At 69.2% G+C, this 16,268-nt stretch carries 17 protein-coding genes; 7 read left to right on the forward strand and 10 right to left on the reverse strand.

Annotation, left to right across the window (positions count from 1 at the left end; all coding sequences use genetic code 11):
• The 10 genes from metK to ABDW35_RS16115 form a co-directional block, all read right to left on the reverse strand.
• On the reverse strand, nt 1–1,047 hold a 1,047-nt coding region (gene metK, locus ABDW35_RS16070; protein WP_343714889.1), incomplete at its 3' end, for a methionine adenosyltransferase.
• A 107-nt stretch (nt 1,048–1,154) separates the two neighbouring features.
• Nucleotides 1,155–1,628, reverse strand: a complete 474-nt coding sequence (locus ABDW35_RS16075; protein WP_343714890.1) for a helix-turn-helix domain-containing protein — start codon at nt 1,626–1,628, stop codon at nt 1,155–1,157.
• Nucleotides 1,629–1,710: 82 nt separating this feature from the next.
• On the reverse strand, nt 1,711–3,378 hold the full coding sequence (lnt, locus tag ABDW35_RS16080; RefSeq protein WP_343714891.1) for an apolipoprotein N-acyltransferase: 1,668 nt from the start codon (nt 3,376–3,378) through the stop codon (nt 1,711–1,713).
• A complete protein-coding gene (locus ABDW35_RS16085; protein WP_343714892.1) occupies nt 3,314–4,219 on the reverse strand; it encodes a hemolysin family protein in 906 nt (301 codons plus the stop codon). Before ABDW35_RS16085 ends, lnt begins: the two co-directional genes overlap by 65 nt.
• 4 nt (nt 4,220–4,223) lie before the next feature.
• Entirely contained in the window at nt 4,224–4,766 is a 543-nt protein-coding gene (gene ybeY, locus ABDW35_RS16090; protein ID WP_343714893.1) for an rRNA maturation RNase YbeY, read from the reverse strand.
• Entirely contained in the window at nt 4,763–5,788 is a 1,026-nt protein-coding gene (locus ABDW35_RS16095) for a PhoH family protein (RefSeq protein WP_343714905.1), read from the reverse strand. The genes ybeY and ABDW35_RS16095 overlap by 4 nt, the downstream gene beginning before the upstream one ends.
• A 26-nt stretch (nt 5,789–5,814) precedes the next feature.
• Nucleotides 5,815–7,182 (reverse strand): tRNA (N6-isopentenyl adenosine(37)-C2)-methylthiotransferase MiaB, encoded by a 1,368-nt coding sequence (gene miaB / locus ABDW35_RS16100; RefSeq protein WP_343714894.1) that lies wholly within the window; start codon nt 7,180–7,182, stop codon nt 5,815–5,817.
• An 82-nt stretch (nt 7,183–7,264) separates the two neighbouring features.
• Nucleotides 7,265–8,107, reverse strand: a complete 843-nt coding sequence (locus ABDW35_RS16105) for a lysophospholipid acyltransferase family protein (protein WP_343714895.1) — start codon at nt 8,105–8,107, stop codon at nt 7,265–7,267.
• 8 nt (nt 8,108–8,115) lie between these two features.
• Nucleotides 8,116–8,949 carry a GNAT family N-acyltransferase gene (locus ABDW35_RS16110; protein ID WP_343714896.1) on the reverse strand — a complete coding sequence of 278 codons (834 nt, stop codon included), beginning with the start codon at nt 8,947–8,949 and terminating at the stop codon, nt 8,116–8,118.
• A 187-nt stretch (nt 8,950–9,136) separates the two neighbouring features.
• Nucleotides 9,137–9,547 (reverse strand): MucR family transcriptional regulator, encoded by a 411-nt coding sequence (locus ABDW35_RS16115; RefSeq protein ID WP_343714897.1) that lies wholly within the window; start codon nt 9,545–9,547, stop codon nt 9,137–9,139.
• A gap of 89 nt (nt 9,548–9,636) precedes the next feature.
• Here ABDW35_RS16115 and ABDW35_RS16120 point away from each other — a divergent pair, with 89 nt between their 5' ends.
• From ABDW35_RS16120 to ABDW35_RS16150, 7 genes are all read left to right on the forward strand, one after another.
• Entirely contained in the window at nt 9,637–9,891 is a 255-nt protein-coding gene (locus ABDW35_RS16120; RefSeq protein ID WP_343714898.1) for a sulfurtransferase TusA family protein, read from the forward strand.
• 103 nt (nt 9,892–9,994) lie between these two features.
• On the forward strand, nt 9,995–11,674 hold the full coding sequence (locus tag ABDW35_RS16125; RefSeq protein WP_343714899.1) for an ABC transporter substrate-binding protein: 1,680 nt from the start codon (nt 9,995–9,997) through the stop codon (nt 11,672–11,674).
• A 133-nt stretch (nt 11,675–11,807) separates the two neighbouring features.
• Nucleotides 11,808–12,770: an ABC transporter permease gene (locus tag ABDW35_RS16130; RefSeq protein WP_343714900.1), complete on the forward strand. Its 963-nt coding sequence runs from the start codon at nt 11,808–11,810 to the stop codon at nt 12,768–12,770.
• Between the two features lie 3 nt (nt 12,771–12,773).
• Entirely contained in the window at nt 12,774–13,730 is a 957-nt protein-coding gene (gene opp4C, locus ABDW35_RS16135; RefSeq protein WP_343714901.1) for an oligopeptide ABC transporter permease, read from the forward strand.
• Between the two features lie 4 nt (nt 13,731–13,734).
• Complete coding sequence (locus ABDW35_RS16140) at nt 13,735–14,706, forward strand: ABC transporter ATP-binding protein (protein WP_343714902.1); 972 nt, start codon at nt 13,735–13,737, stop codon at nt 14,704–14,706.
• 244 nt (nt 14,707–14,950) lie between these two features.
• Entirely contained in the window at nt 14,951–15,919 is a 969-nt protein-coding gene (locus ABDW35_RS16145; RefSeq protein WP_343714903.1) for an oligopeptide/dipeptide ABC transporter ATP-binding protein, read from the forward strand.
• An 88-nt stretch (nt 15,920–16,007) separates the two neighbouring features.
• The coding region (locus ABDW35_RS16150) for a hypothetical protein (protein ID WP_343714904.1) at nt 16,008–16,268 on the forward strand (261 nt) is incomplete at its 3' end.

Here is a 16,268-nt window from a genome sequence, read left to right on the forward strand (position 1 = left end):
CAGGCCGAGATGGGTGCGGATGCCGCGCGGGCTGAGATTGACCAGCTGCTGCAGCACGTCGGACAGCTTGTCCTCGTCGACCCGGCCGGTGCCCTGGGTGTCGATATAGACCGACAGCGGGTGGGCGACGCCGATGGCGTAGCTGAGCTGGATGACGCAGCGCTCAGCCAGCTCGGCAGCGACCACGTTCTTGGCCAGGTAGCGCGCGGCATAAGCGGCCGAACGGTCGACCTTGGTCGGGTCCTTGCCCGAGAAGGCGCCGCCGCCATGCGGGGCCGCGCCGCCATAGGTGTCGACGATGATCTTGCGGCCGGTCAGGCCGGCATCGCCGTCCGGACCGCCGATGACGAAGCGGCCGGTCGGGTTGACGTAGAAATGCGGCTCGTCGCACATCCAGCCCTCGGGCAGGACCGACAGCACATAGGGGCGGACGATCTCGCGCACCTCGGCCTGGTCCAGGCCGTCGGCATGCTGGGTCGAGACCACGACCGATGTCGCGGCGACCGGCTTGCCGTTCTCGTAGCGCAGCGAGACCTGGGCCTTGGCGTCGGGCCCGAACTGCGGCGCCTTGCCGGAATGGCGTGCGTCGGCCAGCTTCTTCAGGATCTGGTGCGAGAACTGGATCGGCGCCGGCATCAGCGCCTCGGTCTCGCGGCAGGCGTAGCCGAACATGATGCCCTGGTCGCCGGCGCCCTCGTCCTTGTTGCCGGCCGCGTCGACGCCGACGGCGATGTCGGCGGACTGCTGGTGCACCAGCACGTCGACCTGGGCGTTCTTCCAGTGGAAGCCGTCCTGCTCGTAGCCGATGTCGCGGATCGCCTGGCGGGCCGCGTTCTCCAACAGGTCAGGGGTGATCGAGGCCGGGCCGCGGACCTCGCCGGCAATCACCACCCGGTTGGTGGTGGCCAGCGTCTCGACCGCGACGCGGGCCTGGGGATCGGCGCCGAGATAAAGATCGACGATGGAATCTGAAATGCGGTCGCAAACCTTGTCAGGGTGCCCTTCCGAGACCGATTCGCTGGTGAAGATGTAGTTGCCTTTGGCCACGTGGAACCCCTGGCTGCAATGAAGGATAGGGTGTGAAAAGATCGTGCGGCGGCGACCGCGACTTTTGGCAGGGGCTACGGGCGCGGTCAAGTGCGGCTGATTCGGGATCAGCCTTCCTCGCTGCCGGACTCGTCCGTCCGGGCGCCCGACATGGCCTTCAGCAGGTCCAGCACGCGCCGCCGCGTCGCCTGGTCCTCGACCCGGTAATAGGCGCGGATCAGCTCCAGCGTCTCGCGCCGCTGCATCGGGTCGGGGCCGGCGTCGTAGGGCTCGGCCTCCTCCGCCAGGCCGGCCGTCGGCAGGCCGTCCACCGGGGGGGCGTCCTCGAAGAAGAAATCGACCGGCACCTCCAGCACCCGGCTCAGCTGGTGCAGGCGGCTGGCGCCGATGCGGTTCGAGCCGTGCTCGTATTTCTGGATCTGCTGGAAGGTCAGGCCGATCGCCGTCGCCAGCTTGGCCTGACTGAAGCCGAGAAGGGTGCGCCGCAAACGGATACGGCCGCCGATATGCACGTCCAGCGGGCTGGGTTCGTCATTCCGAGGACGGCCGCGGGGCCGTTTCGGGGCGTCGAGTGCGGCCACACACTACTCCGCAGCAATTTACAAGGGGGCGGGTGCGATCATTTCACAAGGCGCGCATCCTAATGCGCCAAGCCGGGCAACTTCAAGGCGGTCCGGCGGTGGTCGGGCGCAAGGACTGGCGCGCCGGGCGTCCGATCCGCCCGGTCAGCAGGCCCAGGGCCAGCAGCAGCCAGAAGCCCATGTCGCCCCAGCGGGCATAGGGCGTCTCCGGCAGCGCCGTCGGCAGTGCAGCGTCGAGGATGCCGGCCTGGCCCAGGGCGATCTCGCCGGTGACCCGGCCATAGGCGTCGACCACGCCGCTGATGCCTGTGTTGGCGGCACGCACCAGCGGCAGCCCTTCCTCGACCGCGCGGGTGCGGGCGATGGCGAAATGCTGGTGCGGGCCGCTGGTCTGGCCGTACCAGCCGTCATTGGTGACGTTCAGCATCCAGCCCGGCCGCGGCGCCGCCGGGTCCAGCACGGCGCCGGGGAAGATCGCCTCGTAGCAGATCTGCGGGCTGACCGGCGGCAGCCCGGGCAGGTCGATGGTGCGCGGACCCGGCCCGGCGGAGAAGTCGAGCGACCCGGCGGTGATCTTCTCGATGCCGAACTGCTTCAGGAAGGCATGGAACGGCACGTATTCGCCGAACGGCACCAGATGCGCCTTGTCATAGGTGGCCAGGATGGTGCCGGACCGGTCGAGCGCATAGATGCTGTTCCAGGCCTGCAGCGGCTGGGTGCCGTAGGGCGTGGCCCGGGTGGCGCCGACCAGGGCCAGGGCGTTGGGCGGCAGGATCGCGCCCAGCGCCTTCTGCGCCTCCGGCTCCCAGGACAGGGTGAAGGGCACTGCGGTCTCGGACCAGATCACGGCGCTGACGCGCTCGATCCCCGGCCCGGTCGACATCGCCAGCTGCTTGTTGAAGTTCTCGACCAGCTTGTCGCCGGACCATTTGTCGGCCTGGGAGATGTTCGGCTGCACCAGGCGCAGGGTCACGCCGGGGACCGTGGCGCCGTCGTCGCCGGACAGGCGCCAGGCGCCCCAGCCGGCGATCGCCAGGAACAGGGCGATGCTGGCGGCGGTGGCCGTGAAGCCGTGCCGGCGCGGCCCAGCCAGGGTCGCCGGCAGGGTGGCGGCGGCCACGGTCAGCAGGCTCAGCCCGTAGATGCCGATCACCGAGACGCCCTGCAGCACCGGCAGCCAGCCGACCCAGGTGTAGCCGATCAGGTTCCAGGGGAAGCCGGTCAGGACATGGCCGCGCAGCCATTCCGCCAGGGCCCAGGCGGCGGCCAAGGCCAGCGGGCCGCCCCAGCCGGCGCGGCGCATCCCGTGAAAGGCGAGGCCGGCCAGGCCGGTGAAGATCCCCAGCAGCGCCGGCAGCCCGGCCAGGGCGAAGGGGACAAGCCAGAAGAAGCGCGGCAGGTCGACGGTCAGCGCCCAGGACACCCAGTACAGGCCGGGCACGAAGAAGCCGAAGCCGAAGGCCCAGCCGGTGAAGAAGGCGGCCCGGCCGCCGCCGGCGCCGGACAGCAGCCAGTACAGGGCCGGGAAGGCCAGCCACAGCAGCGGCGCGGCGTAGAGCGGCGGCACCGTCAGGCTGGCCAGGACGCCGAACGCCATGGCGGCGCCGAAGCGCCGCCAGCGGCTCAACCCGATCAGGCGGGCGGCGAAGCGGTCGATGGCGCCACCGGGCCGCGGCCCGGCTGCATCAGCCAGGCTCGTCGCCGTCCTTGCGGCGGATGCGGAGGCGTTTGATCCGGCGCGGATCGGCATCGATCACCTCGAACTCGAACCCCTTGGGGTGGGTCAACAGCTCGCCCCGCGCCGGGATCCGGCCGGCGAGCGAGAAGACGAGGCCGCCGAGGGTGTCGATGTCGTCACGCTCGTCCTCCTCCAGCACCGCGCCGACCTTGGCCTCGAACGCCTCGATCGGCAGGCGGGCGTCGGCGATCAGCGTGCCGTCCGGCTTCTCGACCAGCTGCGGCGGCTCGTCGATGTCGTGCTCGTCCTCGATCTCGCCGACGATCTCCTCGACCAGATCCTCGATCGTGATCAGCCCGTCGATGCCGCCGAACTCGTCGATCACCAGCGCCATGTGCTGGCGCTTCTCGCGCATCTGCTGCAGCAGGTCGAGCACCGGCATCGACGGTGCGACGATCTGGACCGGGCGCAGGATCTCGGCCAGCGACTTCGGCGCGTCGCCGTCGCCGGCCCGGGCGCGGCTGAGGGCCGAGACCACGTCCTTGACGTGGATCACGCCCAGCGCGTCGTCCAGATTGTCGCGATAGACCGGCATGCGGCTGTGCGCCTCGCGCGCCAGGATGTCCAGCACCCCGGGCAGCGGCGTGTCGACCTCGACGCCCACGATGTCGGCGCGCGGCACCATCACGTCGATGGCGCTGCGGTCGCGCAGCCGCAGGATGTTGCCCAGCAGCACGCGCTCATGCTTGGCGACGGACGCCTCGTCCTCGCCCTCGTCGCCGTCCTCGATCAGCTCCTCGATGGTCTCGCGCCAATCCTCCTCGCTCTTGCCGCGCAGCAGCCCGCGCAGCCAGCTGCGCAGCGGGTTCGCGTCGGAGGAGCGGGAAGGTCGGGCGGAGGAGGTGTCGGACATGGCCTCAAGCAGGGTGGGGCGGGGAATCGGGAGGATCGGAATAAGGATCCGGGATGCCGAAGCGGGCGAGGATCGCGGTCTCGATCCGCTCCATCGCCTCGGCCTCGGCGTCGGTCATATGGTCGTGGCCCAGCAGGTGCAGGATACCATGAACCACCAGGTGGCGGGCATGGTTGGCGGGGGACTTCCGGTCCCGCTCCGCTTCGGCCAGCACCGTCTCCAGCGCCAGCACCACGTCGCCCAGCACCAGCGGCGCGCCCGGGAAATCCGGCTCGTCGGCCTCGGTCAGGGCGAAGGACAGCACGTTGGTCGGCGCGTCCTTGCCGCGATAGTCGCGGTTCAGCCGCTGCACCGTGTCGTTGTCGGCGAACACCACCGACAGCTCGGCCGGGCGGCCCGGCTCGATCGCGACGCCCGGGCCGGTGCCGGCGGCGATCGTCGACTCGACCAGGGGTTCCAGCGCCGCGGCCAGCGTATCCTCGCCGGCGAAGTCGGGCCCCAGCGCCGACCAGCCGGGCGCGTCGATCGAGACGGCGAGGTCGATCACGGCTTCGGCTTCCGGGCGCTGTCCGCCGCCTCATAGGCGCGCACGATGCGCGCGACCAGCGGGTGGCGCACCACGTCGCGGTCGTTGAAGCGGACGACGCGGATGCCCTCGACCCCGTCCAGGATCTCCAGCGCGTCGACCAGGCCGGACTTCTCGCCCGGCCGCAGGTCGATCTGGCTGATGTCGCCGGTGACCACCATGCGGCTGGCCTCGCCCATGCGGGTCAGGGCCATGCGCATCTGCATCACCGTGGTGTTCTGCGCCTCGTCCAGGATGACGAAGGAATGGGCCAGGGTGCGGCCGCGCATGAAGGCCAGCGGCGCGATCTCGATCACCCCCGTCTCCATATGCTTGGCCACCTGCTCGGCCGGCAGCAGGTCGTAGAGGGCGTCGTAGAGCGGGCGGAGATAGGGGTCGACCTTCTCCTTCATGTCGCCGGGCAGGAAGCCCAGCCGCTCGCCGGCCTCGACTGCCGGGCGCGACAGCACGATGCGGTCGACCAGCCCCGCGATCAGCATCGACACCGCCTGGGCGACGGCGAGATAGGTCTTGCCGGTGCCGGCGGGGCCGACGCCGAACACCATCTCGCTCTGCGCCAGCGCCTCGATATAGTCGGCCTGGGTCGGCGAGCGCGGGCCGATGCGCTTGCGCCGGGTGACGATCGCGGCCTCGGCCTTCAGCAGGGTGCGGGCCGATGCGCCCTCGGCGGCCGGCGCGTCGCGCAGCAGCCGGATCACGCCGTCGATATCGGCATTGGTGACGCCCTGGCCCTGGGACAGGCGTTGCCACAGCGTCTCCAGCACCAAGCGGGCTTGATCGACGGGCTCGGCCGGGCCCTTGAGGGTCACGGTGTTGCCGCGCGAGGACAGCGAGACGCCGAGCTGATGCTCGATCCGCAGCAGATGGGTGTCGTGCTCGCCATACAGCAGCGGCAGCAGCCGGTTGTCGTCGAAATTGATCTCGACGCGCTGGGTCGCCGGCTTGGAGCCCGGCTTGGTCGCGGTCCTGGATTGCGCTGGCATCAGCCCGGAATCCTCGGGGTTGCGGGTCACGCCGCCGCCTCCGCATCCGCCAGGGCGACGGTGCCGGTGAGGCTCAGCAGCTTGCCCTCGGTGATGCGGACCGGCTGGATGGTGCCCAGCAGCCGGGCCGGCGCGTCGAGATGCACCGACTGCATCCACGGGCTGCGGCCGTGCAGCTGGCCGGGGCGGCGGCCCTGGCGGTCCAGCAGCACCGGCACGACCCGGCCGGCCATGCCCTGATTGAACGCGGCCTGCTGCGCCCACAGCAGCTGCTGCAGCGCCTGCAGCCGCTCGTCCTTCGCCGTCTCGGGCAGTTGGTCCTCCAGCGCCGCCGCCGGGGTGCCGGGGCGGGCGCTGTATTTGAAGCTGTAGGCCTGGGCGAAGCCGATCTCGGTGACCAGCTTCAGCGTGTCGGCGAAGTCGCGGTCGGTCTCGCCCGGGAAGCCGACGATGAAATCGGAGGACAGGGCCAGGTCCGGCCGGGCCGCGCGCAGCCGGTCGACGATGCGGCGATACGCGTCGGCATCGTGCTTGCGGTTCATCGCCGCCAGGATGCGGTCCGACCCCGCCTGCACCGGCAGGTGGAGGAACGGCATCAGCTGCGGCACGTCGCGATGGGCGGCGATCAGATCGTCGTCCATGTCGCGCGGATGGCTGGTGGTGTAGCGGATGCGGCCCAGCCCGTCGATCTCGGCCAGGGCGCGGATCAGCCGGCCCAGGCCCCAGACGGCCCCGTCCGGCCCGTCGCCATGGAAGGCGTTGACGTTCTGGCCCAGCAGCGTGATCTCGCGGGCGCCGACGGCGACCAGGCGGCGCGCCTCGCCCAGGATGCCGGCGACATCGCGCGAATACTCGGCGCCGCGGGTATAGGGCACGACGCAGAAGGTGCAGAACTTGTCGCAGCCCTCCTGCACCGACAGGAAGGCCGAGGCGCCCTGGACGCCCTGCTCGCCCGGCAGGTGGTCGAACTTGCTCTCCACCGGGAAGTCGGTGTTGACCAGGGGCTTGCCGGCCTGGCGGTGGGCGCGCGCCACCATCTCCGGCAGCTGGTGATAGGTCTGCGGCCCGAACACCATGTCGACCCAGGGGGCGCGATGGGCGATCTCCTCGCCCTCGGCCTGGGCGACGCAGCCGGCCACGGCGATGATCATCGGCTCCTCAGCGGCCTTCGCCTCCTTGTGCGGGCGCAGCCGGCCGAGGTCGGAGAACACCTTCTCCGTCGCCTTCTCGCGGATATGGCAGGTGTTGAGGATGACCATGTCGGCCCCCTCCGGGCTGTCCGCCAGGGCATAGCCCAGCGGGGCCAGGATGTCCGCCATCCGACCGCTGTCGTAGACGTTCATCTGGCAGCCCCAGGTCTTGATGAACAGCTTCTTGCTGGCGGCTGTGGTCACGCGCGCGGGTCCGATGCGGTCCGGGTGTCAGAGGAATTGCGATGATAGATCACGGCGGCACGCGCGGAAATCAAGCCTTTGGTCATGCGGCGTGACGCTGATCGGCCATGTTGTCGCTCGCCGGATCCGGCAGCCGGCCGGCATTGGCGTCGGAGACGCCGGCGGCGATGGCGCGCCAGCAATGATCCGCCAGCGCCTTGCGCGACCGCACATTCTCCAGCGTCACCGGCGGGTGGAAGATCACGGTGATCCGGAGTTGGCCCTGCTTCACCACGTTCCAGAGATGGGGCAGCAGGTCCATGTCGCCGTACCAGGCGTAGATCGGGCGCAGCCGCCGTCCCAGCGGGATGCCGTCCAGCGTGGTGCAGGCCAGCGACACCGGCTGCACGGTCAGCGGCTTGCCGTCGATGCGCAGCCCGGCGGCGGCGAACAGCGCGCTCTTGAACGGCAGGGTCCGGTTGCCATCGCTCGACGTGCCTTCCGGGAACAGCACCAGATTGTCCCCGGCCTCCAGCCGCGCCTGCAGGCTGTCGCGCTGGATGTCGGCCGAGCCGCGCTTGCTGCGGTCGACGAACACCGTGCGCTGCAGCCGCGCCAGGGCGCCGAAGAACGGCCAGGTGCCGACCTCGGTCTTGGCGACGAAGCTGCCGGGGATCAGCGACCCCAGCACCTCGATGTCGAGATAGGACAGGTGGTTCGAGACGAACAGCGTCGGCGCCGTCTTCGACATCGCGCCGCGCACCTCGACGTCGAGGCCGAGGATGCGGCAGCAGGTGCGATGGTAGAACACCGGCAGGCTGGTCTGCAGCCGCCAGCCGAAGCGCACGGCCAGCGCCTGCACCGGCATCAGCATCACGGTCCAGGGCACATAGACGGCGAGCCGCGCCACCGCCCGGAGCTTCGAGCCGAGACGGGTGCCCGCCATGGCTCGGATCAGTCCTTCCGGAAGGCCAGGATCGGCCGCTCGCGCTTCAGCTCGTAGTGCTTGAAGTACTTCTCGGTCACCAGGTCGGTCTTGACGATGATGGCGACGTCGGTGGTGCCGAACTGCTCGTCGATCACCGCGCCGTCGCCGACATGGCCGCCGAGGCGCAGATAGCCCTTGATCAGCGGCGGCAGGGCGGCGATCGCCTCGCGCTGGTCGATCTCGGTCAGCGGCAGCAGCCGCATGTCGGTGTAGCGTTCGGGCAGAGCCTTGGGCCGCAGCGCCGGCGGCGCCAGATGATAGTGGTACAGGTAGGACAGCGGCAGCTTCAGCGCCTGCGGGTCGGTCCCTGGCAGGCTGCCGCAGCCGAACATGATCTCGATGTCATGCTGGAACAGATAGGCGGCGATGCCGCGCCACAGCAGCTGCATGGTGCCGCCGGAGCGGTAGGGGCCGGCGACGCATGACCGCCCGAGCTCCAGGATCCGGCCGGGATGGGCCTCGATCTTGCTGATGTCGTATTCGCTGGCGGAGTAGAAGGCGCCGATCTTGGCCGCGCCGTCGCGCTGGATCAGCCGGTAGGTGCCGACCACGCCGTCGACGCCCTTGCCGCGCGCGTGATCGATCACCAGCAGGTGGTCGGCCACGTCGTCATAGGCATCGAAGTCGCGGCTGGCGGCCGCCATCTCGGCCGAAGGCTTGGCCGCCATCTCCTGATAGAAGATGGCATAGCGCAGCTCCTGTGCCGCCCAAATCTCCTCCTCCGTCTCGGCCAGCCGGACCTCCAGATTGCCCGCACGCAGGCTGAATCCGTGGTCATCGACGAAGGTTGTGACTGCCATGCTGCGTCCGTCCGCTTCAATTCCCCCGAGGCGCCGCGGCGATTCTGATGTCGTCGCACAAGGCGCTCGCCCAATTATAAAGCAGAACGGTTACAAATGTGCGCGGATTTCGCGACAGGGACGCGGCGGCCCGGCCGGGGCCGGAAAACCGGCGGCCCGCCTGGGGCGGACCGCCCGCGACTCGCCGTCAGTCCCGCCGCGCGCGGGTGCCGAGGCCGATCTGCTTGGCCAGCTTGCTGCGCTGCTTGGCGTAGTTCGGCGCGACCATCGGATAGTCGGCCGGCAGGCCCCAGCGCTCCCGGTACTCGTCCGGGCTCATATTGTACGCCGTCTTCAGGTGCCGCTTCAGCATCTTCAGCTGCTTGCCGTCCTCGAGACAGATGATGTAGTCCGGCGTCACCGACTTCTTGATGGGAACCGCCGGCTGGGGCTTCTCCGCGACCGGCGTCGGTTCAGTCCCGAGACCGTTCAAAGCACGATAGACTTGCTCGATCAGGCCGGGCAGGTCCGAGATTGCAACGGTATTGTTTCCTACGTGTGCCGCGACGATTTGGCTTGTCAGGTTCATCAAATCGTTGGACGGCGTTTCATTGCCCATGTTCATACTCCCGCGGCACGATTGTTGGGTATATAAGTCGCCCACTACTGGACTGCAACACGAATCGCCATGAAAATCGAGAATGCGTCATGAGCAATGAGCCGACGGTCCGGACACTCGATGTAACGGCGGAAGTCTGCCCTTTCACTTTCGTCAAAACCAAGCTGCTGCTGGAAGATATGAAGCCCGGCGAAGTGGCAGAAATACGGCTGAATGCGGGTGAGCCGCTGATCAATGTTCCGCGCTCGGCGACCGAAAGCGGCCATCGCGTGCTGTCGGTGGAGCCCGAGGATGCCGGCCAGACCCGCTGGCTGGTGCGGATCGAGCGCGGCCCGGAGGGGTGAGAGCGGCGCGGTCCCGGTGAAATTCTTCTACATGCGCGTGTAGTTGACTTTTATTTCACGTCCTGTCACGTCGGGACTTCCCGCCCGAGGAGGACACCCTTCGATGCGCTCTCATCGCACACCCCGGCTGGCCGCGCTGGCCTTGATGCTCGCTATGGCCGGCAGCGGCCTGCCGGCCCTGGCCCAGGACGTGCTGCCCGACGGCACCACCCCGGCCTCCGATCCGTCGGCGGTCCCGGCCACGGCCAAGGCCCGCAAGGACACCGTCGTCGCCTCGATCAGCGCACCGCAGGGCGTGTTCAACCCCTATTTCTTCAGCAATGGCTGGGACGAGAACGTCACCGACGTGATCTTCGGCCGGCTGATCAACTACGACAGCCAGGGCAAGCTGATCCCGGAACAGGCGGAGTCCTGGACCGTCAGCCCGGACAACCTCGTCTACACCATCAAGCTGCGGCCCGGCCTGACCTTCAGCGACGGGTCGCCGCTGACGGCCGAGGACGTGGCCTTCACGCTGACCGTGCTGCACGACCCGACGCTGGAGAGCGAGACCGACATCACCCCGGCCGCCATCGCCGGCGGGGCGGAGTACAAGGCCGGCAAGGCCGACAGCATTTCCGGCCTCAAGGTGATCGACCCGCAGACCATCCAGATCACCACCACCCAGCCGGGCGCCAAGACGCTGGCGCTGCTCGGCGGCCCGGTGCTGTCCAAGGCGCATTACGGCAAGGGCTTCGCCCGTGGCCAGCTCGACGGCATCCGCGCCCTGGGCGGCGACCCGCTGGGCGCCGGCCCCTACGTGTTCGACAAGTTCATCCCGGGGCAGGAGGTGCGGTTCCACGCCAATCCGCGCTACTACGCCGGCAAGCCGGGGGTGGAGCATTTCATCTACCGGATCACCTCGGACGCCACCAAGCTGCAGCTGTTCCAGACCGGCGAGACCGACTATGACGGCTTCACGGTCAGCCAGGACAATGTCGACGCGCTGCAGAGCCTGGGCTTCGCCGCGATCAACCTGTACGGCTCCAGCGACTACAGTCTGATCGAGTTCAACCCGAAGGATCCGCTGCTGCAGGATGTCCGGGTGCGGCACGCTTTGACCTATGGCCTCGATCGGCAGACGCTGGTCACGGTGGTCTATCAGGGCTACGGCACGGTCGCGACCCAGCCGGTGGCGCCGATCTCCTGGGCCTATGATGCCAACGCCGTCGAACCCTTCGCCTACGACCCGGCCAAGGCCGCAGCGCTGCTGGACGAGGCCGGGTGGAAGCCAGGGGCGGACGGCATCCGGGTCAAGGACGGCCAGCGCCTGTCGCTGCGCCTGCTGGCCACCAAGTCGCTGTTCAACGACGCGCTGATCCCGATCGCCAAGGAGAACTGGAAGGCGATCGGCGTCGACCTGGTGCCCGAGGTGTCGGACTTCAACGCCCTGCTCGCCAAGCGCAAGGCCGGCGACTACAACCTCGCCACCTTCCGCACCTCGACCATCAACGACCCGCATGACGGGGTCGAGGACTTCCTGTCGACCGGCGATGTCGGCCGCCTCGGCTACCACGACGACACGGTCGAGAAGCTGATCCTGCAGGGCAACGCCACGCTGGATCCGGAGCAGCGCAAGCCGATCTATCACCAGCTGTACAAGGCGCTGGCCGACAACCCGCCGGTGATCTTCCTGGCCTACCGCAAGATCCTGTCGGCCACCAATGCCAGGGTCGAAGGCTTCAAGCCGGACATCTACAACGGCATCATCGCCAGCCTGCCGAAGCTGAAGATCGTGCAGTGACGGCTTTTGCCTCTTCAGAACCGTCATTGCGAGGAGGCGAAGCCGACGAAGCAATCCATGCCGACGCTCATGCGGCCCTGGATTGCTTCGCTGCGCTCGGAATGACGGTGCGGGACGGAGCCAGCGGCTCGCGATGAGAACCTTCGTCATCCGCCGTCTGCTGCTGGCGGTGCCGATGCTGCTGGGGGCGTCGGCGCTGATCTTCTTCGTCTTCGCCCTGACCCCGGGCGATTTCGTCGACGGCAACATCAACCTGACGCCGGAACGGGCGGCGGAGCTGAAATCGCTGTACGGACTCGACCGGCCGGTCCTGGACCGCTACCTCGACTGGCTGGGCCGCCTGGTGACCGGCGATCTCGGCTATTCGATGCAGTACCAGATCCCGGTCGGCACCCTGCTGAACCAGTATGTCTGGAACTCCTTCCTCCTCGCCGGCACGGCGATGCTGCTGTACTGGACCCTGTCGCTGCTGGCCGGGGTGACGGCGGCGGTGAAGCCCTATTCCTGGTATGACCGGCTGGTGACGCTGGCGGTGTTCGCCGCCATGTCCTTCCCGGTCTTCTTCCTGTGCCTGCTGCTGATCAAATGGTTCGCGGTCGACCTGCGCTGGCTGCCGGTCGGCGGCATGATCAGCACCGGCAGCGAGGCGACGGGCTGGCCGCTGGTGGTCGAGATCGCCGCCCATATGGTGCTGCCGGTGCTGGTGCTGACGGCGCTGCAGGCCGGCAGCCTGACCCGCTACATCCGCGCCAGCATGCTGGAATCGCTGTCGATGGACTTCGTCCGCACCGCCCGGGCCAAGGGGCTGAAGGAACGCACCGTGGTGCTGAAGCACGCGCTGCGCAACGCGCTGCTGCCGATCATCACGCTGCTGGGCTTCGAGTTGCCGGGCCTGTTCTCCGGCGCCATCGTCACCGAAAAGATCTTCAACTGGCCGGGCGCCGGCCACATCCAGATCGACACGCTGGCGGCACGCGACTATCCGGTGCTGATGGGCTTCACCATGGCGCTGGCGGCGCTGACCATCCTCGGCAACCTGATCGCCGACATCGCCTATGCCGCGGCCGACCCGCGCATCCGGCTACGGCGGCGCTAGGCCGTGGCGTTCGCGTCGCTGCTGAACCCGTTCCGCCGCCGCCGGGCGCGCGAGGCCGAACTGGCAGAGCTCGCCGGCCGCCTCGCCGTCACCCGCTCGCCGCTTGGCGACGCGCTGTGGCGCCTCAGGCGCAACCGCACCGCCATGGTCGCGGCAGCAGTGCTGCTGCTGATCGTGCTGGTCTGCGTCGTCGGGCCCTGGATCAGCCCCTGGGACCTGAACGCGACCGACGCGCTCAGCCCCAACCGGCCGCCCAGCCCGCGGCACTGGCTGGGCACCGACTTCCTCGGCCGCGACATCCTGGCCCGGCTGATGGCGGCGGGCCGGATCTCGCTGACCGTCGGCTTGGCCTCGGTGCTGCTGTCGGTGGTGGTCGGCTACGTCGCCGGGGCGGTGGCCGGCTATCTCGGCGGGCTGGTCGACGCCGTGATCATGCGCTGCGCCGACATCGTCATGACGATCCCGACCCTGCCGCTGCTGATCATCCTGGGCGCCGTGCTGTCGGAGCTGAAGGTGCCGCCGGACCAGCGCATCTACCTGGTCGTGGTCATGCTCAGCCTGCCGAACTGGATCCGCGTGGCCCGGCTGGTGCGGTCGCAGATCCTGTCGCTGCGCGAGCGCGACTTCATGGTGGCGACCGAGGTGCTGGGCCTGCCGCTGCACCGGCGCCTCTTCCACCATCTGCTGCCGAACACCGTGCCGATCCTGATCGTGGTCGCCACCGTCGGCGTCGCCGACGCGATCCTGAACGAGGCCTATCTCAGCTATCTCGGCCTCGGTGTGGTGCCGCCGACCCCGTCCTGGGGCAACATGATGGACACCGCCAACAGCTTCGTCGACTTCCAGCGCCGGCCCTGGCTGTGGGTGCCGCCGGGCGTCGCCATCTTCCTGACCGTGGTCGCCATCAACATCCTCGGCGACGGGCTGCGCGACGCGCTCGACCCCAAGATGAAGCGCTAGCGCCATGCTGGTCGAGTTCCAGGACCTGTCGGTCCAGTTCCGCACCGAGGACGGCATCGCCCGGGCCGTGACCGAAGTGAGCTTCGGCATCGCCGAGGGCGAGACGGTCGGCGTCGTCGGCGAATCCGGCTGCGGCAAGAGCATCACCGCCTTGTCGCTGATGGGCCTCTTGCCGCGCCCGGCCGGCAGGGTCGCCGGCGGCCGCATCCGCTATCGCGGCCGCGACCTGCTGGGACTGCGGCCGGAGGAGATGCGCGGGCTGCGCGGCAACGAGATCGCCATGATCTTCCAGGAGCCGATGAGTGCGCTGAACCCGGTGCTGACCATCGGCGAGCAGATCGTCGAGCCGCTGGTCGAGCATCGCGGGATGGCGCCGAAGCCGGCCTGGGAGGAGGCGATCGCGCTGCTGGCCCGGGTCGGCATCGCCCGGGCGGACAAGATCGTCGAGGGCTATCCGCACCAGCTGTCGGGCGGGATGCTGCAGCGGGTGATGATCGCGATCGCGCTCAGCTGCGGGCCGAAGCTGCTGATCGCGGACGAGCCGACCACCGCGCTGGATGTCACCATCCAGGCCCAGATCCTGGAGCTGCTGGGCCGGCTGAAGCGCGAGCAGGGCACGGCGCTGATGCTGATCACCCACGACCTCGGCATGGTGGCGGAGCTCGCTGACCGGGTGGTGGTGATGTATGCCGGAAGGGTGGTCGAGGCCGGGCCGGTGCGCGACATCCTGCTGCGGCCGAAGCATCCCTACACCCGTGGCCTCTTGGCCTCGCGCCCGGTGCCCGGCCGCCGCCAGCGCCGGCTGCCGTCGATCCCAGGCCAGGTGCCCAGCCCGGCGCATCTGCCCGCCTGGTGCGCTTTCGCCGACCGCTGCTTCGCCGCGGCCGATGTCTGCCGCACCGGCATCCCGGAGCTGGAGCCCGCCGGCGCGCCGCATCGCGCCGCCTGCTTCCTGGCGCAGTCGGGAACGATATGAGGGGCGGAGGCGATATGACCAGAGCGGCGAGGGCCATCATTTTCTTGTCCCCCCTCCCCTTGCGGGAGGGGGTTAGGGGGAGGGGTCAGCGTGCGTCCGCGCGCAAAAGGGTGGCGTCACGTCCGCCATCCAGGCCGATCGACCTCAGAGGATCGTCGGCACGGGGCGGAGGAAACCCCCTCCCCCTAATCCCCTCCCGCGAGGGGAGGGGGGACTCATTCGGCTTGGTCCGGCGGGCTATCCCATGACCGAGACCCCGCTGCTCGAGGTCGAGGGCCTCAAGACTCATTTCCCGATCCGCGACGGGGTGTTCGGCCAGGTCACCGGCCATGTCCGCGCGGTCGACGGGGTCGATCTCCGCATCCGCCGCGGCACCAGCTTCGGCCTGGTCGGCGAATCCGGCAGCGGCAAGTCGACGCTCGGCCGCACCGTGCTGGGACTGTACGAGCCGACGGCGGGCACCGTGCGCTTCGACGGCCGCGACATCAACGCCATCGGCCGCCGCGGCCGGCGGGCGCTGCGGCCCAGGATGCAGCTGGTGTTCCAGGACCCCTACGGCTCGCTCAATCCGCGGGTCCGGGTCGGCGACGCGATCGGCGAGGCGCTGCTGGCCCACGGCCTGGTCCGCCGGGCCGAGCTGCGCGACGCGGTGCTGGAGGTGATGCGGATCTGCGGCCTGGCGCCCTATCAGTATTCCCGCTACCCGCATGAATTCTCCGGCGGCCAGCGCCAGCGCATCGGCATCGCCCGGGCCCTGGCGCTGAAGCCGGAGCTGATCGTGGCGGACGAGCCGGTCTCGGCGCTCGACGTCTCGATCCAGGCGCAGATCATCAACCTGTTCGCCGACCTGAAGGAGCAGCGGGGCGTCACCTTCCTGTTCATCTCGCACGACCTGGCGGTGGTCGAGCATCTCTGCGACGAGATCGCGGTGATGTATCTCGGCGTGATCGTCGAGACCGCCGGCCGCGATGCGCTGTTCGACCGGCCACTGCATCCTTATACACGTGCGCTCTTGTCGGCGATCCCGGCGATCGACCCGGACGCGCCGCGCGACCGTACGGTGCTGAAGGGCGAGCTGCCCAGCCCGGCCAGCCCGCCGGCCGGCTGCCGCTTCCACACCCGCTGCCCGCTGGCGACCGACCGCTGCCGCGCCGAGGTGCCGGAGATGCGGGAGCTGGAGGGCGGCCACAAGGTCGCCTGCCACCTGGCCTAGATCGGGATGAGGTCCGGCCGGATCGCGATCCCGTTGTAAACAAATCGTTTTCTTGTATTCATTCGCGATCTTGTTCATGGTATGTTCCATGGACGAGGCGCAGACCGATCCGATGCCGGACAGCCCGGCCGCTCCCCAGGGGGAGCGGGCGGCGGATCTGTGCGTGCTGGCGGAGCTGGTCGAGATCCAGATGTCGATCGCCCGGGCGACGCAGCAGGAGGCGCTGCAGGCGCCGGTGCCGGGCGTCGACTACTGCCAGCGGATCGCCACCGTCGCCCGCGCCGTGCGCCTGACCCTGCTGCTCAAGGACACGCTGTCCCGGCAGGAGGCGGAGCGGGGCAAGGCCGCG

Origin of the sequence: Inquilinus sp., from assembly GCF_039594555.1 — a bacterium.
In the GTDB taxonomy this organism is placed as follows: Bacteria; Pseudomonadota; Alphaproteobacteria; order DSM-16000; family Inquilinaceae; genus Inquilinus.